General features: G+C 64.0%; 18 protein-coding genes. 13 read left to right on the plus strand and 5 right to left on the minus strand.

Features of this window, described 5'->3' with window-relative positions; all coding sequences use genetic code 11:
- Nucleotides 1–205 precede the first annotated feature (205 nt).
- The 13 genes from fliF to fliR all read left to right on the plus strand — a co-directional run bounded on the left by fliF (nt 206) and on the right by fliR (nt 13,162).
- A complete protein-coding gene (fliF, locus tag R8871_RS31670) occupies nt 206–2,005 on the plus strand; it encodes a flagellar basal-body MS-ring/collar protein FliF (RefSeq protein ID WP_175053985.1) in 1,800 nt (599 codons plus the stop codon).
- A complete protein-coding gene (gene fliG, locus R8871_RS31675) occupies nt 1,995–2,990 on the plus strand; it encodes a flagellar motor switch protein FliG (protein WP_054040817.1) in 996 nt (331 codons plus the stop codon). The genes fliF and fliG overlap by 11 nt, the downstream gene beginning before the upstream one ends.
- Entirely contained in the window at nt 2,977–3,660 is a 684-nt protein-coding gene (gene fliH, locus R8871_RS31680) for a flagellar assembly protein FliH (protein ID WP_175053986.1), read from the plus strand. The genes fliG and fliH overlap by 14 nt, the downstream gene beginning before the upstream one ends.
- Nucleotides 3,654–5,342: a flagellar protein export ATPase FliI gene (gene fliI / locus R8871_RS31685; RefSeq protein WP_175053987.1), complete on the plus strand. Its 1,689-nt coding sequence runs from the start codon at nt 3,654–3,656 to the stop codon at nt 5,340–5,342. Before fliH ends, fliI begins: the two co-directional genes overlap by 7 nt.
- 2 nt (nt 5,343–5,344) lie before the next feature.
- Complete coding sequence (fliJ, locus tag R8871_RS31690; RefSeq protein WP_154559838.1) at nt 5,345–5,794, plus strand: flagellar export protein FliJ; 450 nt, start codon at nt 5,345–5,347, stop codon at nt 5,792–5,794.
- A 60-nt stretch (nt 5,795–5,854) separates the two neighbouring features.
- The gene (locus R8871_RS31695; protein WP_175053988.1) at nt 5,855–7,393 is read left to right on the plus strand and encodes a flagellar hook-length control protein FliK; all 1,539 of its coding nucleotides are present in this window, start codon (nt 5,855–5,857) and stop codon (nt 7,391–7,393) included.
- A 1,121-nt stretch (nt 7,394–8,514) separates the two neighbouring features.
- A complete protein-coding gene (gene fliL / locus R8871_RS31700; RefSeq protein WP_175053989.1) occupies nt 8,515–9,021 on the plus strand; it encodes a flagellar basal body-associated protein FliL in 507 nt (168 codons plus the stop codon).
- Between the two features lie 65 nt (nt 9,022–9,086).
- On the plus strand, nt 9,087–10,085 hold the full coding sequence (fliM, locus tag R8871_RS31705; RefSeq protein ID WP_175053990.1) for a flagellar motor switch protein FliM: 999 nt from the start codon (nt 9,087–9,089) through the stop codon (nt 10,083–10,085).
- Nucleotides 10,078–10,542, plus strand: a complete 465-nt coding sequence (gene fliN / locus R8871_RS31710; RefSeq protein WP_097390673.1) for a flagellar motor switch protein FliN — start codon at nt 10,078–10,080, stop codon at nt 10,540–10,542. Before fliM ends, fliN begins: the two co-directional genes overlap by 8 nt.
- Complete coding sequence (gene fliO / locus R8871_RS31715; RefSeq protein WP_175053991.1) at nt 10,539–11,183, plus strand: flagellar biosynthetic protein FliO; 645 nt, start codon at nt 10,539–10,541, stop codon at nt 11,181–11,183. Before fliN ends, fliO begins: the two co-directional genes overlap by 4 nt.
- Nucleotides 11,183–12,025: a flagellar type III secretion system pore protein FliP gene (gene fliP, locus R8871_RS31720; RefSeq protein ID WP_175053992.1), complete on the plus strand. Its 843-nt coding sequence runs from the start codon at nt 11,183–11,185 to the stop codon at nt 12,023–12,025. Before fliO ends, fliP begins: the two co-directional genes overlap by 1 nt.
- A gap of 38 nt (nt 12,026–12,063) precedes the next feature.
- Nucleotides 12,064–12,333, plus strand: a complete 270-nt coding sequence (fliQ, locus tag R8871_RS31725; RefSeq protein WP_175053993.1) for a flagellar biosynthesis protein FliQ — start codon at nt 12,064–12,066, stop codon at nt 12,331–12,333.
- 46 nt (nt 12,334–12,379) lie between these two features.
- Nucleotides 12,380–13,162 carry a flagellar biosynthetic protein FliR gene (fliR, locus tag R8871_RS31730; protein WP_175053994.1) on the plus strand — a complete coding sequence of 261 codons (783 nt, stop codon included), beginning with the start codon at nt 12,380–12,382 and terminating at the stop codon, nt 13,160–13,162.
- A gap of 81 nt (nt 13,163–13,243) precedes the next feature.
- Here the strand turns inward: fliR and flgL are convergent, their stop codons facing one another.
- The 5 genes from flgL to R8871_RS31755 all read right to left on the minus strand — a co-directional run bounded on the left by flgL (nt 13,244) and on the right by R8871_RS31755 (nt 20,005).
- Entirely contained in the window at nt 13,244–14,464 is a 1,221-nt protein-coding gene (flgL, locus tag R8871_RS31735) for a flagellar hook-associated protein FlgL (RefSeq protein ID WP_175053995.1), read from the minus strand.
- A gap of 10 nt (nt 14,465–14,474) precedes the next feature.
- Complete coding sequence (gene flgK / locus R8871_RS31740) at nt 14,475–16,457, minus strand: flagellar hook-associated protein FlgK (protein WP_175053996.1); 1,983 nt, start codon at nt 16,455–16,457, stop codon at nt 14,475–14,477.
- 156 nt (nt 16,458–16,613) lie between these two features.
- On the minus strand, nt 16,614–17,387 hold the full coding sequence (locus R8871_RS31745) for a flagellar brake protein (protein ID WP_175053997.1): 774 nt from the start codon (nt 17,385–17,387) through the stop codon (nt 16,614–16,616).
- A gap of 410 nt (nt 17,388–17,797) precedes the next feature.
- Nucleotides 17,798–18,796 (minus strand): flagellar assembly peptidoglycan hydrolase FlgJ, encoded by a 999-nt coding sequence (gene flgJ, locus R8871_RS31750; RefSeq protein ID WP_175053998.1) that lies wholly within the window; start codon nt 18,794–18,796, stop codon nt 17,798–17,800.
- A 12-nt stretch (nt 18,797–18,808) separates the two neighbouring features.
- Nucleotides 18,809–20,005: a flagellar basal body P-ring protein FlgI gene (locus tag R8871_RS31755; protein ID WP_246287901.1), complete on the minus strand. Its 1,197-nt coding sequence runs from the start codon at nt 20,003–20,005 to the stop codon at nt 18,809–18,811.
- Nucleotides 20,006–20,007 lie beyond the last annotated feature (2 nt).

Here is a 20,007-nt window from a genome sequence, read left to right on the forward strand (position 1 = left end):
CAGAAACCGTGCCGATCTGAACGAAAGCATAGCAGTGGGTCATCCGGGAAAGCCCCGAAACTAGGGGGGAAACCCGGCTCTATTCAAGCAATCGGGTTGGGCCGCGCTGCGGATAATTTCAATGGTGAAAGTCTCTGTCCGCACGCCCGCCGACCCTCGGCGCTCAAGCGGCAGAACGCAAAGGCATCCCGGAGATACCCGACGCATGGATTCGTCAGCCAACTCTTTGATCAACCCCGACGCCCGCATGGGCCTCGCCGGCGCGCAGCCGGGCGCCGGCACTGCCGGCACCGGCCAGGCCGGCGGTGCCGCGGACCTCGGCGGCCTTGGGGGCAACCTGGGCGGCAACTTCGGCCAGCGTCTGTCAGGCCTCGCGCAAATGCGCGGCAACCCGCGCGCCCCGCTGATTTTCGCGGTCGCGCTGCTGGTGGCCATCGTCGCGGGTCTGTTCCTGTGGTCGCGCGCACCGGACTACAAGGTGCTCTACAGCAACCTGTCGGATCGCGACGGCGGCGCCATCATCACCGCGCTGCAGGCGGCCAATATTCCCTATAAGTTCTCCGACGCCGGTGGCGCGATCCTCGTGCCGGCCGAACAGGTGCATGAGATGCGTCTGCGTCTGGCTTCGCAAGGCCTGCCCAAGAGCGGCTCGGTCGGCTTCGAACTGATGGACAACCAGAAGTTCGGCATCAGCCAGTTCGCCGAGCAGATCAATTACCAGCGCTCGCTGGAAGGTGAACTGGAACGCACGATCGAGTCGATTTCCTCGGTGAAGTCGGCGCGCGTGCATCTGGCCATTCCGAAGCCTTCCGTGTTCGTGCGCGACAAGGAAGCGCCGTCTGCTTCCGTGCTGGTCAACCTCTTCCCGGGCCGCGCACTCGACGAAGGCCAGGTGCTGGCCATCACCCATATGGTGTCCTCGGCGGTGCCGGATATGCCGGTGAAGGGCGTGACCATCCTCGACCAGGACGGCAACCTGCTCACGCAGCCGTCCACCGGCAGCGGCCTGGACGCCTCGCAACTCAAGTATCGCCAGCAGATCGAGCGCAACACCCAGCAACGCATCGACGCGATCCTGTCGCCCCTGTTCGGCTCCGGCAACGCGCACTCGCAGGTCAGCGCCGACATCGACTTCTCGCACACCGAGCAGACGTCGGAAAACTACGGCCCGAACGGCAACCCGCAGCAGTCGGCGATCCGCAGCCAGCAAACGAGCACCGCCACCGAAATGTCGCAAGCCGGGGCCTCGGGCGTGCCGGGCGCGCTGTCGAACCAGCCGCCGCAACCGGCCTCCGCGCCGATCACGGCCAGCAACGGCGCGAGCGGCGTGACCACCACGCCGGTCAGCGACCGCAAGGATTCGACTACCAACTACGAACTGAACAAGACTGTGCAGCATCTGGAGCAGCCGATGGGCGGCATCAAGCGTCTGTCGGTAGCCGTGGTGGTCAACTATCTGCGGGTGGTCGACGCCAAGGGCCACGCGACGATGCAACCGGTCACCGCCGACAAGCTCGCGCAGGTCAATCAGCTGGTCAAGGACGCGATGGGCTTCGATCAGGCGCGCGGCGACTCGGTCAACGTGGTCAACAGCCCGTTCACCGCCGACGTCGACCCGGACGCCGACCTGCCGTGGTGGCGCACGCCGGACATGATCGCGCTCGCCAAGCAGATCGCAACCTACCTCGGGATCGGCGCAGTCGCCCTGTTCCTCTACTTCGTGATGGTGAAGCCGGCGCTGCGCCGCGCTTTCCCGCCGCCCGAGCCGGTCGCCGCTGCGGCACTGCCCTCGCCGGACGAGCCGGTGCTGCTGGACGGCATCCCCGCCGCCGAGCGGGCAGGTGCGCCGACGGTCGCCGAACTGGAAAGCGACAACGAATTGCTCGCGCTGGAAAACTCGAAACACAAATACGAACGGAATCTGGAATTCGCGCGCAACATCGCGCGCCAGGATCCGAAGATTGTTGCAACCGTCGTGAAAAACTGGGTGTCCGATGAGCGCTGAAGGCGTAATGAAGAGCGCGCTCCTGCTGATGTCGATCGGCGAGGAAGAAGCCGCGCAGGTGTTCAAATTCCTCGGGCCGCGTGAGGTCCAGAAGATCGGCGTGGCAATGGCCGCGCTGAAGAACATCACGCGCGAGCAGATCGACGAGGTCCTGCAGGAGTTCGTGCGCGAGGCTGAGAAGCACACCGCGCTCTCGCTCGATTCGAGCGACTACATCCGCTCGGTGCTGACCAAGGCGCTCGGCGACGACAAGGCCGGCGCGATCATCGACCGGATTCTGCAGGGCAGCGATACCAGCGGTATCGAAGGCCTCAAGTGGATGGACTCCGCGGCGGTGGCCGAGCTCATCAAGAACGAGCACCCGCAGATCATCGCGACCATCCTCGTTCACCTGGACCGCGATCAGGCTTCGGAAATCGTCGCCTGCTTCACCGAGCGGCTGCGTAACGACGTGCTGCTGCGGATCGCCACGCTCGACGGCATCCAGCCGGCCGCGCTGCGCGAACTCGACGACGTGCTGACGGGCCTCCTGTCCGGCAGCGACAACCTGAAGCGCAGCCCGATGGGCGGCATCCGCACGGCGGCCGAAATTCTCAACTTCATGTCGAGCAACCATGAAGAAGGCGTCATCGAGAATGTTCGTCAATACGACGCGGAACTCGCGCAGAAGATCATTGATCAGATGTTTGTGTTCGAGAACCTGCTCGATCTGGAAGACCGCGCGATCCAGCTGTTGCTGAAGGAAGTCGAGTCCGAGGCGTTGATCATCTCGCTGAAGGGCGCGCCGCCCGCGCTGCGCCAGAAGTTCCTGTCGAACATGTCGCAGCGTGCTGCCGAACTGCTCGCCGAAGACCTCGATGCGCGCGGCCCGGTCCGCGTCTCCGAAGTCGAGACGCAGCAACGCCGCATCCTGCAGATCGTGCGCAATCTGGCGGAAAGCGGCCAGATCGTTCTAGGCGGCAAGGCGGAAGATGCATATGTCTGATCAGAACTCCGCAGCGAAGGAGCGCCTCTCGGCCTACCAGCGCTGGGAGATGGCCTCGTTCGATCCGGTGCCGCCGGCGCCGCCCGCACCCGAAGTCGACGACGGCGCGTTCGAAGCCGAACTCGAACGTCTGCGCGACGCCGCGCATGCGCAGGGCATCGCGACGGGTCACGTGGCCGGGCAGGCGCTGGGTTATCAGGCCGGTTACGAGCAAGGCCATGCACAGGGTTTCGAGCAGGGTCAAAGCGAAGCACGTGAAGAAGCGGCACGCCTCGCCGCGCTCGCCGAAACCTTCAAGGCAGCGCTCGACGGCACGCAAGGCGCGATCTCGGAAACGCTGGTCGCATTGGCGCTCGATATCGCCCAACAGGTGGTGCGCCAGCATGTGCAGCATGATCCGACCGCGCTGATTGCCGCCGCCCGCGAGGTGCTGGCCAACGAACCGGCGCTGGTCGGTGCGCCGGCGCTGATCGTCAGCCCTGCCGACCTGCCGGTCGTCGAAGCCTATCTGATGGAAGAACTGCAAACGCGCGGCTGGACCGTGCGTACCGATCCGTCGGTCGAACGCGGCGGCTGCCGCGCGCAAGCCGGCACCGGTGAAGTAGACGCCGGCATCGACACGCGCTGGGAGCGCGTCGCCGCCGCACTCGGCAAGGTGAGCACATGGTGAAGCCGACACTCGAAGAGATCCGCGCGAGCGATCTGACGCCGCTCGAACGCGAGCTTGCGCTGGCGTCGTTCGGCGCCGAAGCGCTGGCGGACGTGCCGGCCGCGGTGACGCCCGCTGCGGCTGCTGTCGCGGCCATCGACGCCGCGCTGCGCGATCCCGCTCACGGGCTTCCGGACGCCGCGCACCCAACGAAGGGCGCGGCGGCGAGCCGCGAATCCGCCGCTGCGAGCCGTGAGTCTGCCGTTTCTTCGAGTCCCGCTTCACCGCCTCCCGCCCCTGCCCCTTACGATCCCGCGCTCGACAGCAATCCGCACATGCAGGCCTGGCGCAGCCGGCTCGACGCGCTGCGCGCCCGCAACGCAATCGCCAAGCCGATGCGCGCCTGCGGACGTTTGACGCGCGCCGCCGGTCTGGTGCTCGAAGCGGTCGGCCTGCGCCTGTCGGTGGGCGCCGAAGTGATGATCGAACTGCCGTTCGGCAGTTCGCTCGCGATGGCCGAAGCCGAAGTGGTCGGTTTCTCCGGCGACAAACTGTTTCTGATGCCGACCACCGAAGTGATCGGCCTCTTGCCTGGCGCGCGCGTGTACCCGCTCGAAAGCGCGCCGATCGCCGATCCGATGGCGGGTGCGAAGCGCCTGCCGGTCGGCTGGGAATTGCTCGGCCGCGTGCTGGACGCGTCCGGCCGCCCGCTCGACGGGCTCGGCCCGCTCGGCGCGCATGCCGATGCGCCGCTCTCCTCGCCGGTCATCAACCCGCTGAACCGCGAACCGATCCACAAGGTGCTCGACGTGGGCGTGCGCGCGATCAACGCGCTCCTGACCGTGGGCCGCGGCCAGCGCATGGGCCTGTTCGCCGGTTCGGGCGTCGGTAAATCGGTGCTGCTCGGCACGATGGCGCGCTACACCAGCGCCGAGGTGATCGTGATCGGCCTGATCGGCGAACGCGGCCGCGAAGTGAAGGAGTTCATCGAACAGATTCTCGGCGAGGAGGGCCTCGCGCGCTCGGTGGTGATCGCGGCGCCCGCTGACGTCTCCCCGCTCCTGCGGATGCAGGCCGCGTCGTACTCGACCTCGCTCGCCGAATATTTCCGCGACCAGGGCAAGCACGTGCTGCTGCTGATGGATTCGCTCACCCGTTACGCGATGGCGCAACGCGAAATCGCGCTCGCCGTGGGCGAGCCGCCCGCTACCAAGGGTTATCCGCCTTCGGTGTTCGCCAAACTGCCGGCGCTCGTCGAGCGGACCGGCAACGGCCCGGCGGGCGGCGGTTCGATCACCGCGTTCTACACCGTGCTGACCGAAGGCGACGACCAGCAGGACCCGATCGCCGACTCCGCGCGCGCGATTCTCGACGGCCACATCGTGCTGTCGCGCTCGCTTGCCGAGGCCGGCCACTATCCGGCGATCGACATCGAAGCGTCGATTAGCCGGGCAATGACCTCGCTGATCGACGATAACCATCTCGAGAAGACGCGTATGTTCAAGCAGATGCTGTCGCGCTATCAGCGCAACCGCGATCTGATCAACGTCGGCGCCTATTCGAGCGGGCGCGACGCGCTGCTCGACCGGGCGATTGCGCTGTATCCGCGGATGGAAGCGTTTTTGCAGCAGGGTTTTCGCGAATGCGCGAACTTTGAACCAAGTCTCGAGATGCTGGACGCTCTGTTTGCCCAAGGAGGCTGACGATGGCGAAACACTTTCCGATCAAGACGCTCATCGGCCTGGCCCAGGACGATGTGGACGCCGCCGCTCAACGTCTGGGCCGCGCGCAGCGCGAGCGCAACGACGTGCAGTCGCAGCTCGACTCGCTGGTGCAGTACCGCGACGAATATCACGCGCGTTTCACGGCGACCGCTCAGACTGGCATGCCCGCCGGAAACATGCGCAATTTTCAGGCATTCATCGACACGCTCGACGCCGCCATCGAACAGCAGCGCAATCTGCTGGTGACGGCCAATGCGCGCGTCGAGGCGGCCAAGCCCGACTGGCAACGCCAGAAGCAGAAGCTCGGCTCGTATGAAGTGCTGCAGGCGCGCGGCGTTGCCGCCGAAGCGAAAACCATGGCGCGGCGCGACCAGCGCGATTCCGACGAACACGCCGCCCGCATTCTGAGGATGCGTGTCGAGGGCGTCTGACGCGCCCGGGCACCGCCTCGATTGACCGAACACCCCGTTTGACGGATTGACAGGATCCCTATGTCGCTTCTTTCACAGATCGGCTCACTGCTCGGCTCGGCCAGCAGCGCATCCACCAACGCGGCGATGGCCGCTGCGGCGAACGCCAAGCCGTTCTCGCAAACCCTGCAGCAGAGCATCGACCTGCAAAACAGCGCGGCCACCCAGAGCGCGAGCAAGCCGCCGGCTCCGTCGTTCTCTCCGTCTGCGTCCGATTCGTCGTCCTCGGCAGCTACGTCGAGCGTGCATGACGCACCGCCGCCGCCCGATCCTTCGACGAAGAGCCAGGACGCCGCGAGCAGCAACACGGACAACAGCAATTCGACGAGCGCGTCCTCATCCAACTCGTCGTCGGCCTCGTCATCTACGTCGTCTGCCAATACGCAGCAAGCCTCGACCGACCAGACCAACACGACGCCGGCAAAGTCCAGCGGCACGACCACGCAGACCAACGCTGCCACGGCAGCAGCGGCTGCCGCTGCCCAGGCGCAGGCGCAGGCTCAAGCGCAGGCCAACGCGAATAGCGCGGCCGACCCGACGACCGCGGATCCCGCCGCAGCGCTGACCGACGCCGCGACCACGCTGCCCGGCACGGGCACGGACTCGACGACGGGCACTACCACGGGCAAAAAGACGAGCGCGACCGATTCGAAGTCGGCGCAGGACGCCTTGCAGGCGGCGCTTGCCGCGCTGGCGAGCGGCCAGGGCGTGGTTCCGCAGCAGGCACTGGCGAGCGGCGCGGCGGCGAATGCGGCAACGGCGGCGAACGGTTTGGGTGCTGACGCGAACAACGGACTCAACGGAACGGCGGATGGCAAGACACTGGCGGCCGGCTTGTTCGGCGACGGCAAGGGATCGAACGCAGGCAAGACCGCGTTGACGGCGGCGGCCACGACCGTGGCGGATCCGTCGATGGCGGCAAAGGCAGCGGCTGACGCGCTAACCGCGACAGCGGCGGCCGGCGGTGCGCAGGCTGACGATCTGGCGTCGTTCAAGAGTGCGGCCGATGCCGCGACGGCAGCGCTGGCGGCTGGCCAGGCTGCGGCGAGCGCCGCGAGTACGACGGCGGCCGTGCAGACGACGGGTAGTGCCGGTGCTGCCGAAGTGGCGAATACGTTGTCGCCGCAGGTGGGCACGACGGATTGGGAAGACGCATTGAGTCAGAAGGTGGTGTTTTTGTCGAATGCGCATTCGCAGAGCGCCGAGCTGACTTTGAATCCGAAGGATCTGGGACCGCTACAGGTTGTGTTGCAGGTTGCCGATAACCATGCACATGCGTTGTTTGTTTCGCAGCACCAGCAGGTTCGGGAGGCTGTCGAGGCGGCGTTGCCGAAGCTTCGCGAGGCGATGGAGTCCAACGGTATTGGGCTTGGGAGCGCTAGTGTTAGCGATGGGTTTGCCCGGCAGGGCGGGCAGCAGCAGAGTGCAGGTTCGGGGCGCTCTGGGGGGCGTGGTGCAGGGGGGTTTGCCGGCGGCGCTGCTGGTTCTGATTCTGATGCCTCTAGTGTTGCTAATGTTGCCGTTCGGCGGACTGTTGGGTTGGTTGATACGTTTGCTTAGTGGTTGGTTTTTTGCCCGTTCGGGCGTGGGGGTTGCCTGCGCGGCGCTGGTTTTAGGTTTTTTGCCTGTTCGGCGCTTGATTGTCCGTGTTCCTGGGGTTTTGGCCTTTCCTTTTCTGGCTTTCGTGCCTTTCCTTGTTCTGGCTTTGGTGCCTTTCCTTGTTCTGGCTTTGGTGCCTTTCCTTGATTTGTTAGTGGTCTATTAGCGTTGCCCCTGTGCGGGGCGGCACCTACTTTTCTTTGCCGGCTGCAAAGAAAAGTAGGCAAAAGAAAGCAGCTCAAACCGCTAATGCTAAGTGGGCACCGGAGTTTGCTTGAGGTAGTGGTGCGACTGGAATCCGTGCTCTCGCGCATTCCGCGCTGGTGACAAAGGACTCGTCAGCTCCCACTCCGCACTACGTGCGTCGCGGACGGGGCTGCAGGGGAAACCGCCAGCTTCGGTTGAGGTAGCCGGGGCCGTCGGCTTCGCCTCGGCGACGCGCCCTGCACTCAGCCGGGAACCCCGACCTCAAATGATTTGTCGGTGCCCCGCAAGCACGGTCCTGCTCTTGCTCTCGGTCTCGGCTGTCGTGGCGGTGGCGGTGGCGGTGGCAGGTGGCGGAGCAAGGACGAGCCACGGCCCGCTGGCGAGCGGTGAGCGTCAAAACGCAGCGGGTGGTTTTATGAACTGCTCTTCGGCGCGCGCAGCGCCGCCGGAAGTATGACGCCCTTGTCACAAGTGCATGCAGGGCACGAGCACAGATTCCAGATGCACCACTACCCGCAGCAGACCACGGGCCCCACTTAGCATTAGCGGTTTGAGCCGCTTTCTTTTGCCTACTTTTCTTTGCGGCAAGCAAAGAAAAGTAGGTGCCGCCCCGCACAGGGGCAACGCTAATAGACCACTAACAAAACAAGGAAAGGCACCAAAGCCAGAACAAGGAAAGGCCAACGCCCCAAGAACGCGGACAATCAAGCGCCGCGTAGACAAACAAAACCAAAACCCATGCCGCAAGGCACCCTCCGCCTGAAAGGCAAAAACAAGAGATAGCCCTCAATAACCCTTCTTTTCGACCCATCGCGCCGCAGGCAAATAAACAACAATCACCATCACCAGCACTAAAGGCAAGCAAAGCAAACCTCATGGCAACCACGACCGCAAACCAGCAAGCCGCGCCCGCTTCCCCGGGCCCCTTGAAGCGCATCATCCTGATCGTCCTCATCGCGATCATCGCCGCAGGCGCTGCCGGCGCGGGTGTGTGGTTCTACATGTCCAAACGCAGCCCGGCCCCGGCATCAGCGGCAACCGCCGCCGCACCGGCACCGCTCGCCGTGCCGCTCTTCTTCCCGCTCGAATCGATGACAGTCAATCTGCAATCGGACGACGGCCAGCAACACTTCCTGCGGATCGGCCTGACGCTCAAGCTCAACGACCCGAAAACCCAGCAGGAACTCTCCGACCATATGCCGGAAGTGCGTAGCCGCATCCTCCTCGCACTGTCGAACAAGCATCCGGAAGAACTCGCGCCGCTCGAAGGCAAACGCGCGCTCGCCACCGAACTTCAGACGCTGATCGAACAGCCGACCGATAAGGGCGCCGCGCCGATCCACGTCCAGGACGTGCTGTTCACCGAATTCGTCGTGCAGTGACGTTCTCAGTGACCTTATCAAGCGCTGCCATCATTAACCGCTTCGGGACGCACGAGGAATAAGGAATGGGCCACGAAGAGTTCATGTCCCAGGAGGAGGTCGATGCCCTCCTCAAGGGCGTCACCGGCGAGTCCGACTCGGAAACCGAGCAGACCGACCGTGCGGGTGTACGCCCGTACAACATCGCAACGCAGGAACGCATCGTCCGCGGCCGGATGCCCGGCCTCGAAATCATCAACGACCGCTTCGCGCGTCTGTTGCGCGTGGGCATCTTCAACTTCATGCGGCGTTCGGCGGAAATTTCCGTCGGTCCGGTGAAGGTGCAGAAGTACAGCGAGTTCACCCGCAACCTGCCGATCCCGACCAACCTGAACCTGGTCCATGTGAAGCCGTTGCGCGGCACGTCGCTGTTCGTGTTCGACCCGAACCTGGTGTTCTTCGTGGTCGACAACCTGTTCGGCGGCGACGGGCGCTTCCATACCCGCGTCGAAGGCCGCGATTTCACGGCAACCGAGCAGCGCATCATCATGAAGCTGCTCAACCTCACGTTCGAGCACTACGCAGCGTCGTGGAAAAGCGTGCGTCCGCTGCAGTTCGAATTCGTGCGCTCGGAAATGCATACGCAATTCGCCAACGTGGCGACGCCGAACGAAATCGTCATCGTCACGCAGTTCTCGATCGAGTTCGGCACGACCGGCGGCACGCTGCACATCTGCATGCCGTATTCGATGATCGAGCCGATCCGCGACATTCTCTCGTCGCCGATCCAGGGCGAGGCGCTCGAAGTCGACCGCCGCTGGGTTCGCGTGTTGTCGCAACAGGTGCAGGCAGCAGAAGTGGAACTGACCGCCGACCTGTCCCAGGTACCGGTCACGTTCGAACAGATCCTGAACATGCGCAAAGGCGATGTTCTGCCGATCAACATCCCCGAGCACATCACGGCGAAAGTCGATGGCGTGCCGGTGATGGAATGCGGCTACGGAATTTTCAATGGTCAGTACGCGTTGCGGGTCCAGAAAATGATCAGCGCAGCCGACACGATGAAGGATGGTGGATATGAGTGACCTGAACGCAAAGACTGAGGCCGAACTGGCCGCTGGCGAGCCGCAACTGGCCGCCGACGCAACCAGCGCCGAAGACGACGCGGCGATGGCCGACTGGGCCAGCGCGCTGGCCGAGCAGAACGACAACACGGAAGTCAGCGCGACCACGGCCGGCGTGTTCCAGCCGCTTTCGAAGGTCGAACCGACCTCGACGCGCAACGACATCGACATGATCCTGGACATTCCTGTCCAGATGACCGTCGAACTCGGCCGCACCAAGATCGCGATCCGCAACCTGCTGCAACTCGCACAGGGCTCGGTCGTGGAACTGGACGGCATGGCGGGTGAACCGATGGACGTGCTGGTCAACGGCTGCCTGATCGCCCAGGGCGAAGTGGTGGTCGTCAACGACAAGTTCGGTATCCGTCTGACCGACATCATCACGCCGTCCGAACGTATCCGGAAACTGAATCGATGAAACGCGTTGCCGGTCGCGCCATGCTGCATGCGTCGCGCAATGTTCTCAATCGCGCTGTGCTCGCAGCAATGGCAACGACGGCAGCGGCCACCCCGGCGCTGATGTTCGCAGTGACCTCGGTGGCGGCACTCGCCCCCTCAGCTGCGCACGCGGCCGACATGAACGCGGTCAACAACGCCGCCAAAATCGCGTCGGGTGTGGGTGCAGGCACCGCCGTTCCGGCGCTCGGCGTCGGCGCGGTGCTGCAAACCATCGTCGGTCTGCTGGTGGTGATCGGTCTGGTGTTTGCCTGTGCATGGCTCGCGCGCCGCTTCGGCCTCCAGCCGGCCAATCGCGGCGGCCTCGTGAAGACGATCGGCGGCGCCTCGCTCGGCGGCAAGGAGCGGGTCGCGGTGGTGGAGATCGGCGATACGTGGCTCGTGCTCGGCACGGCGCCCGGCAATGTGCGCCTGCTGCACACGATGCCCGCCGGTTCGGCCGCGCTCGATCCGGTCGCAGGCACGCAATCGGCAAACCCCGGCGCATCGGGCGCATCGAGTAAAGGCGCCGCGTTGCCCGGCACCTTCGGCCAACGCTTTCGCGATGCTTTAAAAGGCGAAGTGGGCAAACGTTTCAATGGGCAAGGCAGCGGGGATCGGTAATGCAGTTCAGTCTTCTATCAGCGCACCCCGTGCAATCAGCACATCAAACGCACGCCACGCGCATGTCCCGCGCCGCCTCGAAAGTCATTCCTATCCTGCGCCGCGTCGCGCCAGTCGTGTTGCCGGCGCTGATGTTCGCGCTGCCAACGCTGTCGTTCGCGCAAACCGCCGGCTTGCCGGCCTTCAATACGAGCCCGGGCCCGAACGGCGGCACGACGTATTCGCTGAGCGTGCAGACGATGCTGCTGCTCACGATGCTGTCGTTCTTGCCGGCGATGGTGCTGATGATGACGAGCTTCACGCGCATCATCATCGTGTTGTCGCTGCTACGTCAGGCGCTCGGCACCACCACCACGCCGCCGAACCAGGTGCTGGTCGGTCTCGCGCTGTTTCTCACGCTGTTCGTGATGTCTCCCGTGCTCGACAAAGCCTATAACGACGGCTACAAACCGTTCTCCGAAGGCTCGATGCCGATGGAGACTGCAGTCAGCCGTGGCTTGGCGCCGTTCAAGACCTTCATGCTGCGCCAGACCCGCGAAAGCGATCTCGCGCTGTTCGCCCGCATCTCACACGCCGCGCCCATGCAGGGTCCGGAAGACGTGCCGCTGTCGCTGCTGGTGCCGTCGTTCGTGACGAGCGAACTGAAAACGGGCTTCCAGATCGGCTTCACGATTTTCATCCCGTTCCTCATCATCGACATGGTGGTGGCGAGCGTGCTGATGTCGATGGGGATGATGATGGTGTCGCCCGCCACCATCTCGCTGCCGTTCAAGCTGATGCTGTTCGTTCTGGTCGACGGCTGGCAACTGCTGCTCGGCTCGCTCGCGCAGAGCTTTGTTTAACGGGCTCACTCAATTCTTCACGCTTCCGGTACTACGCCATGAATCAGGAATCCGTCATGACGCTCGCGCACCAGGCCATGTATGTCGGCCTGTTGCTTGCCGCGCCGTTGCTGCTGGTCGCGCTGGTGGTCGGTCTGGTGGTGAGCCTGTTCCAGGCCGCCACGCAGATCAACGAAACCACGCTGTCGTTCATTCCGAAGCTGCTCGCGATCGCCGTCACGATGGTGATCGCCGGTCCATGGATGTTGACGACCATGATCGACTACCTGCGCCAGACGCTCACCAACATCCCGTCGCTCGTCAACTGAGCGCGGCCCCGGCCTCAGCTCTGCGCTTGCACCCTTCCCCACCGCCATGTTTTCCGTCACCTACGCCCAACTGAACGTCTGGCTCACGGCGTTCCTGTGGCCGTTCGTGCGGATTCTCGCGCTGGTGGCGACCGCGCCGGTGCTCGGCAACCGCTCGCTGCCGACGCGCGTGAAGATCGGTCTCGCGGCCTTCATCACGATCATCGTCGCGCCCACGCTCGGCGCGCTGCCGCAGGTCACGGTGTTTTCCGCCGAAGGCGTGTGGATCATCGTCAACCAGTTCCTGATCGGCATCGCGCTCGGCATGACGATGCAGATCGTGTTCCAGGCGATCAGCGCCACCGGCGATTTCGTCGGCCTCGGCATGGGCCTCGGTTTCGCGACATTTTTTGACGCGCAGGCCAGCAGTTCAAGCCAGGTGCTGTCGAGCTACATGAACACCATTGCAATGCTGGTGTTTCTGGTGATTGACGGGCATCTGCAGATGATCAGCGCGCTGCTGACCACATTTCAGTCCGTGCCGGTGTCGGCGAACATTCTGGGCGCGCCCGGCTGGCGCACGCTGGCGAATTTCGGCAGCACGGTGTTTTCGGCGGGCCTGTTGCTGTCGCTGCCGGTGGTCGTCGCGCTCCTGATCACCAATATCTCGCTCGGCATCCTGAACCGCGCCGCGCCGCAGATCGGCGTATTCCAGATCGGTTTTCCGCTGACGATGCTGATCGGCATGCTGCTCCTGCAACTGATGATCCCGAACATGATTCCGTTCTTCATGCGCCTGTTCGACGTCGGCCTCGATCAGATGGGGCGCGTGGCAGCAGGGTTCAAATAGCGCGGCTCCACCCCAAAACAAAGAAGGGCGGAACCGGCTCACGCCGGCTTCCGCCCTTCTTCGTTTCAGCAGACTGCTTGCTTAATTCAGGTACTGGAACAGCGAAACGCTCTGAATCTTCACAAACGCCTGCTGCGCAGCCTGCAGCGCGTTTTGCGTCATCGTGTACTGGCCGATCGTCTTGGCCATGTCGGTTTGCGTCAGATCCGCGAGGTTGCTCGACGTCTGCAACGTGTTGGTTTGCGTGACCGTCTGCAATGCCTGCACTTCCTGCTCGCGGCCACCCACTGCCGCCTGCGCGGTCACGACGTTGTTCATCGTGTTTTCGAGCTGGGTCATGCTGGTGGTCAGCGCGCTCTGGTAGCTGGCCGTCGAAGCGCCGCCCGACACCGGCGTTTGCAACGTGGTGATCAACTGGCTCAGGTTGGCGAACACATCGGTGCTGCCTTGCGTGGCCGGCGTCACCGAGAAGCTGTCGCCCGCGTTCGGCGCGCCGGTGATGTTCACCGTCTGGCCGCCGAGCGTGATTGCCGAGCCGGCCGTGAACGGTTGCGGCCCACTCGTGGTCGGCGCGCCGCTCGGCGGGGTTTGGGTCACCGTGTACGTAGTCGCCGACGTGAAGTTGATCTTGTACGTATCCGCATTGGCGGGATTGGTCGGGTTCGTCAGGCTCACCGTGCTGATCACGCCGGTGCCCGTATTGCCGGTCGTCGCCGCCGGCACGGAGCTGGTGCCGATCGCCGCCACGCTGCCGAAGATCGCGATCCCGTTGTCACCCGTCTGAATGGTGTGCGAAGACGTGATCTGCATGCTCGGCGTGCCGGTATCGCCCGAATAGGTCACGACGCCGGCCGAGTTCGTGGTGTACGGCTGCGCGGTGCTTTGATAACCGCCGAACAGGGCGTTGCCCTGCGGGTCGGTTGCATTGGCGAGCGTCATCAGCTGACTGCGCAAACTCTGCAATTGCGTCGCGATCGAGCCACGGTCGCCGTCGTTCAGCGAACCGTCGCCGGCACGCAGCACCAGTGTGTGAATGCTCTGCAACACGGTGTTGACGCTGCCGAGCGTCGAATCTTCCTGCTGCAGCGACGCGAGCGCCGTGCTCTGGTTGGTCGTGTACTGCGACAGCGTCGTCGCCGTCGAGCTCAGCAGCACTGCCTGCGCCGCGCCGAGCGGATTGTCCGACGGCGTGGAGAGGCTCACGCCGCTCGAGATCTCTTGATACAACTGCGACAACTGAGCTTGCTGATCGCTCATCGTCGCCACGTTCATATTGAAGTACTGCGTACTGGAGATGCGCATGTTCAACGCCTCACTGGAAGATGCCGAGTATCGTCTGGAACAGGGTCTGCGCAGTCTGGATGACCTTGCTGTTCGCCTGATAGAGCTGCTGATACTGAAGCAGGTTGGCTGCTTCTTCGTTGATGTTCACGCCGGAAACCGACTGCTGCGCGGTAGTGATCTGCGTCACCAGCGAAGTCTGCGCCGTGCTCGAGGTCTGAATCTGGTTGGTCTGGTTGCCGACCTGGTTGACGTAGTTCGCATACGCGCCCGTCAGCGTGACCGTGCCGCCGGCCAGCGCCTTCGCCGAGGACAGGTTCGACAGCGCCAGCGCATTGCGGCCGTCGTTGTTCGCGCCGGTGTTCGGCCCGATGGTGAACGTGTCGCCGCTAGCCGGTGCGCCGCTGATCGTCACCGTGACGCCGTTCATGCTGCCGGCTGTCGCGTTGTTGATCGTCAGCGTGGCGCCGGTGGTCGCCGAATACGGAATGACGGGCGTCGTAGTGGTGTTGTACGTGGTGGTGGTCGGCGGCGTGCCGGCTGTCAGCGTCACCGTCGAGTTCGCCGGGAAACCGGTCAGGCCCGTGCCGTTGTACGACAGCGTAGTGGTCGCATTCGGCATCGTGTAGCCGGCCGTCACCGTGCCTTGCGTGATCGTAGCAGTGCCGGTATTGCTCGCCGTTGCGGAACCGAGTACCGGTGCGGCAGCAGCGATCGCCGACGGGTCCGCGGTCGCGGTGTTGAAGCTGTTCAGCGCGCCACGGGTCGGTTCCACCGTGAACGAATCGCCGGGGTTCATCGTGCCGGTGGTCGAGAAGTTCAGGCCGTTGATCGGCTGGGTCAGATTGGTCGCCGAGCCCACCACCGCGCCGCTCGAATTGTCGGTCAGCGTGTAGGTGGTGCCGTTAAAGGCCAGCGTGTAATCGCCGGTGGTCGGCTGCGCGGAATTCGCGAACGAGACGCTCAGCGATGCGTTGCCGGTATTCTGCGTGTTCGCGTAGACGGTCGGGCTGCCCACCGAGAACAGCGCGCCGCCCTGGGCGCCTGCAAGCGTGATGCCGAGGCTGTTCTGCGCGTTGACCTGCGAAGCGAAGCTCACCGCAATCGCGCCGAGTTGCGCTTCGGCCGGATCGAGCGTCTGGCTGCGGAATGCGAGAAGGCCACCGAGCGTGCCGCCCGTAACCTTGCTGTCCGGCAGGTTTTGCGGCGCGGCGGCCGGGTTCGCGCCGGCCAGGCCGAGATACTGCACCGACAGTTCGCTGGTGTCGCCCGTCGAAGGCGCCGTACCCAGGTTGTAGCTGTTGGTGGACGACACGAGCGGCTGGCCGTTGCCCATGAACACGCTGTAGCTGCCGTTGCTGTTCACGACGTTCACGCCGATCAGTTGCGACAGGTTCGACACAGCCTGATCGCGTTGATCCATCAGCTGGTTCGGCGGCTGACCTTGCGAGCTGGCCGCGGAGATCTGCCCGTTCAGCTGGGCGATCTGCTGCGTGTAGCTGTTGATCTGCGAAACGGTGTTGCTGAGCTGCGTGTTGACGCTCTGGCGCAGCGAGTCGTATTGCTGACCCGCGGCATTGATCTGGTTCGCGAGCGTCTGCGCGCCGCTCATCGCGGTCTGGCGGGTGGCCAGACTCGAGGCGTTGTTCGAGACGTTCTGCAGACCGGTGAAATAGCTGGTGATCGCGCTCGCAATGCCGGCGGTCGGGCTGCCGATCAGATTGTTGAGCTGCGAGATCATCGTGTTGTACGCCGACAGCGAGCTGCCCGAGCTCTGCGCGTTGTTCAGCTCAGTGGTCAGATACTGGCTGTACTGGCGCGTCACGGTAACCGTCGAAACGCCCTGCGGCAAAAAGCCGGAACCCGTGTATTGGCCACCGGCTTCCGCATAGACCGGCGTTTCGATCGTGTAGCCCGGCGTCGACGCGTTGCTGATGTTCTGGCCGGTCGTCGTAAGACCCCACTGGGCTGCGTTCAGTCCACTGAGTCCGAGATTGATGAGGTTGCTCGACATGCGTCATCCTGAAGGGCGACACCAACCACTTGCCGCCGCGTTACTTGAACATCCTGTTTAACGGCCCCCGCGAAGAAAAATTGAGGGCCATTCCGATGCTTCTCCGACGTTTGTTTCAACGTTTGCGAGGCGCGTGCAGCAAGGATCTTTCGCCGTTCAGCGCACCAGTGAGCGGCGCTTCATTTCGAGTTGCGTAATCAGGCGTTGCAGCGTGTTTTCGGCGCTGCCCGGCAGCGTCAGAAAACGGAAGCCGAGTTGATAGCGCTGCGTGCCGTTCGGCAACGCGGTGGAGCGGTGCGACACCAGTTGCAGATCGAGCGAAAGGCGGCCGAGCGAGCCCAGCGACAGTTCGCAATCCTGCAGCCGCGTGCCCATCGGCAACTCGGCCACGCGTTCATCCGCGGTGCGCATGCCGACGCCGCCAAGCGACAGATCGTGCACTTCGAAGCGGAACGTATCGCCTTCGGGCAAACGGCCGGTGCACATATACGGATCGAGAATCGGCGCATCGACGCGGAAATACTCGCGGCGCTGCACGTAGAACAGCACTTCGGGGAAGTCGGACTCGAATGCGGGCAGTCCTTCGTAGCGGGTTTCGCGCGGAGTGCCGGTGGCGAACTCGACGCGCACGCCGTCAGGCGAGGCGTGGAACTGGCAGCGCGGCGCACCTAACAAGCCTTTGTTCTGTTCGGAGAGCGCGCCCCAATCGAAAGTGAAGGTGCGCCCGCGCACGTCGACATCGAGCAGGCGTGTCACGAGCTGACCGCCCGCATATTCGACGGTGAGGAAATCGCCGCGATTGACGAGGTTGCGTAACTGAACGCCAATCTCCAGCGGATTGCGGCGGCCGAAATCGGGAGCGCTTTCGTCTAGCGTGGCGTGCGACTGGCCGGGTGCGTCGGTCTGGCCGTGCGACTGGGTAGTATCCATGGGCTTGCCGGTATGCATGTTCTTGCGGGCGCGTGCCAGGGCTCCTGCCGGGGCTTTCGCGCGGTCTTCATCGAAGCCGCAGCACGCGCATTCAACCGGACATTAAACGCTTTCCGGTATCGGGTCTAACTGATTAGCGGCAGCATTCAGCCAAAATTTAGGGGCGTGTAATGAAATATTTGCCGCAAACGTTAAACGCCGATATTCCGGCAGTCGAATCCGTGTGCATTGAATACCGGCAATCATCACGCCGGTTATGCGGGTGGACCGGCCGCCCGCAGGCGGCCGGCCTCGTCCGTCTTGTTATGCACCTGGCCCCGTCGCGTGCATACATTATTCGAAAAAATCAGACTGCATAAACTGACCGGCTGCGCAGTCGAATGCAACTGCGCACCTGCATTAACGGCAGGTCAGCCCATTTTCTGCATGATGGACATCAGCTTTTTCGCGTAATGCGGATCGGTCGCGTAACCCGCGCGCTGCATACCGTTCGCAAAACCGTTCACGTCATGCGCGGAATTGATCACCTGCGCATAACGCGGGTTGCCCTTGAGCATGCTCGCGTAGTCCGTCATCGCTTCCTGGTACGAGTCGTACGCACGGAATTTTTCGACGCTGCGCTGCGGCTTGCCGTTCACATACTCAGTCGTGACCGTCGAAACGGTCTTGCCGGTCCAGTCCTTGGTCGCCTTGATGCCGAACACGTTGTGGCTGGTCGTGCCGTCCGACTTCCTGATCTCGCTCTTGCCCCAGCCCGATTCGAGCGCGGCCTGGCCGATGATGAAGCGCGCCGGAATGCCGGTTGCCGCGCTGGCCGCTTGCGCCGACTCGGCGAGCTTGTCGACGAAGGCATCGACCTTCGGCGAGCTGCCGTCGCCTTTGATCGGCGGAGTCAACGCGCTGTTGGCCGAGTAGCCCTTGCCCATTGCCAGTTGGCCGTTGGCTTGCGCGTTGCCGTAAGCCTTCGCGAGCGCATTCAGCGCCGCGGTCTGGCCTTCGTCGCCGCCGCTGCCGCCACCGAGCGCATTGGCCATGCCGGCGAGGCCGCCGCCTGCGCCGCTCGCGCCGCCGACCTGCATGCCCTGATTGCGCATCATCTGCTTGAGCATCGCGTCAGCGACACCAATGCCCTTCTGCGACAGCTGTTGCGACAACTGCTGATCCATCATCGACGTGAAGGTGGCGCTGTCATGCGAATCGAACGGACCATCCTGTGGCGTCGCATCGCGCATGCTCTTCAGCATCATCTGGGTGAACACCGCGTCGAACTGTTGTGCCGCCATCTTCATGCCGGCTTGCGGCGAAGCCTTGGCCTGCGCGCTCAGCTTGCCGAAGCCCTGCACGTCGAGCGCGAAGCGCTGGGTCAGGTCGTTCGCCGCATTGGCGGAGTTGGTCGTATCCGAATTCATCTGTTGTCTTCCTTAGATGATTTCCAGGTCGGCGCGCAAAGAGCCCGCCGCTTTCATGGCCTGCAGGATCGACATCAGATCCGCAGGCGTCGCACCCAGTGCGTTGAGCGCCTTCACCACATCGGCGAGGTTGGCGCCGGCGGTCACCATCTTCAGTGCGCCGTTGTCCTGCTTCAACTGAATCTGCGACTGCTTGGCCGCCACGGTCTGGCCGTTCGAGAACGCGCCCGGCTGGCTCACTACCGGCTGCGTATTGATCACCACCGAGAGGTTGCCGTGCGCCACCGCGCAGCTCTGCAGCGTGACCATCTGGTTCATCACGATCGAGCCGGTGCGCGCGTTCAGGATCACCTTAGCCGCCGCTTGCGCCGGCTTGACGTCGAGGTTCTGCAATTGCGCCATGAAAGCGACCTGCTGCTCCGGATCGGACGGCGCGTGCAGTTGAATCGTGCGGCCGTCGAGCGCCATGGCGGTGCCGCTGCCGAACGCGTTGTTCACCGCGGCCACGACACGCTGCGTGGTGTCGTAGTCCATGTCGTTCAGGTCGAGCTGCATCGTGCCCGCTTGCGATACCGAGGTCGGCACCGCGCGTTCGACGATCGCGCCGCCGGCGATGCGGCCTGCGGCCAGCGTATTCACCTGCACCTTGCTGCCGTTCGCGCTCGCGCCGGCGCCGCCCACCGCGAGGTTGCCCTGGCCGAGCGCATATACCTGGCCATCGGCGCCCTTGAGCGGCGTGAGCAGCAGCGTGCCGCCGCGCAGGCTCTTCGCGTTACCGAGCGAGGAGACCGTCACGTCGATCGCTTCGCCGGGACGCGCGAACGGCGGCAGCACCGCCGTCACCATCACCGCGGCGACGTTTTTCAACTGGATGTTCGACAGCGACGACTGCTGGTTGGTCGAGCCCGCCGCCTGGTTGTTGATCGAGATGCCGAGGTTCGCCAGCATGTTGGCGAGCGTCTGCGTGGTGAACGGCGTCTGCGTGGTCTGGTCGCCCGTACCGTCGAGACCGACGACGAGGCCGTAGCCGATCAGCGGGTTGTCGCGCACGCCCTGGATCTGCACGAGGTCCTTCAGGCGTTCGGCGTGCGCAGGCGTCGCCACCGGCAGCGCGGCGCAGGCGAGCGCGAAGAACGCCACAGCACGGCCGAGCTGAACGAGTCGTGTGAAGCGGCTGAAGCGGCCGGAGCGGAAGAAGACGGTACGCATGA

Source organism: Paraburkholderia sediminicola (assembly GCF_902859805.1).
In the GTDB taxonomy this organism is placed as follows: domain Bacteria; phylum Pseudomonadota; class Gammaproteobacteria; order Burkholderiales; family Burkholderiaceae; genus Paraburkholderia; species Paraburkholderia sediminicola.

Bases quoted from the DNA above. Each gene is read 5' to 3' on its own strand.
- fliF (WP_175053985.1), top strand. From the start codon at position 206: ATGGATTCGTCAGCCAACTCTTTGATCAACCCCGACGCCCGCATGGGC.
- fliG (WP_054040817.1), top strand. From the start codon at position 1,995: ATGAGCGCTGAAGGCGTAATGAAGAGCGCGCTCCTGCTGATGTCGATC.
- fliH (WP_175053986.1), top strand. From the start codon at position 2,977: ATGCATATGTCTGATCAGAACTCCGCAGCGAAGGAGCGCCTCTCGGCC.
- fliI (WP_175053987.1), top strand. From the start codon at position 3,654: ATGGTGAAGCCGACACTCGAAGAGATCCGCGCGAGCGATCTGACGCCG.
- fliJ (WP_154559838.1), top strand. From the start codon at position 5,345: ATGGCGAAACACTTTCCGATCAAGACGCTCATCGGCCTGGCCCAGGAC.
- R8871_RS31695 (WP_175053988.1), top strand. From the start codon at position 5,855: ATGTCGCTTCTTTCACAGATCGGCTCACTGCTCGGCTCGGCCAGCAGC.
- fliL (WP_175053989.1), top strand. From the start codon at position 8,515: ATGGCAACCACGACCGCAAACCAGCAAGCCGCGCCCGCTTCCCCGGGC.
- fliM (WP_175053990.1), top strand. From the start codon at position 9,087: ATGGGCCACGAAGAGTTCATGTCCCAGGAGGAGGTCGATGCCCTCCTC.
- fliN (WP_097390673.1), top strand. From the start codon at position 10,078: ATGAGTGACCTGAACGCAAAGACTGAGGCCGAACTGGCCGCTGGCGAG.
- fliO (WP_175053991.1), top strand. From the start codon at position 10,539: ATGAAACGCGTTGCCGGTCGCGCCATGCTGCATGCGTCGCGCAATGTT.
- fliP (WP_175053992.1), top strand. From the start codon at position 11,183: ATGCAGTTCAGTCTTCTATCAGCGCACCCCGTGCAATCAGCACATCAA.
- fliQ (WP_175053993.1), top strand. From the start codon at position 12,064: ATGAATCAGGAATCCGTCATGACGCTCGCGCACCAGGCCATGTATGTC.
- fliR (WP_175053994.1), top strand. From the start codon at position 12,380: ATGTTTTCCGTCACCTACGCCCAACTGAACGTCTGGCTCACGGCGTTC.
- flgL (WP_175053995.1), bottom strand. From the start codon at position 14,464: ATGCGCATCTCCAGTACGCAGTACTTCAATATGAACGTGGCGACGATG.
- flgK (WP_175053996.1), bottom strand. From the start codon at position 16,457: ATGTCGAGCAACCTCATCAATCTCGGACTCAGTGGACTGAACGCAGCC.
- R8871_RS31745 (WP_175053997.1), bottom strand. From the start codon at position 17,387: ATGGATACTACCCAGTCGCACGGCCAGACCGACGCACCCGGCCAGTCG.
- flgJ (WP_175053998.1), bottom strand. From the start codon at position 18,796: ATGAATTCGGATACGACCAACTCCGCCAATGCGGCGAACGACCTGACC.
- R8871_RS31755 (WP_246287901.1), bottom strand. From the start codon at position 20,005: ATGCGTACCGTCTTCTTCCGCTCCGGCCGCTTCAGCCGCTTCACACGA.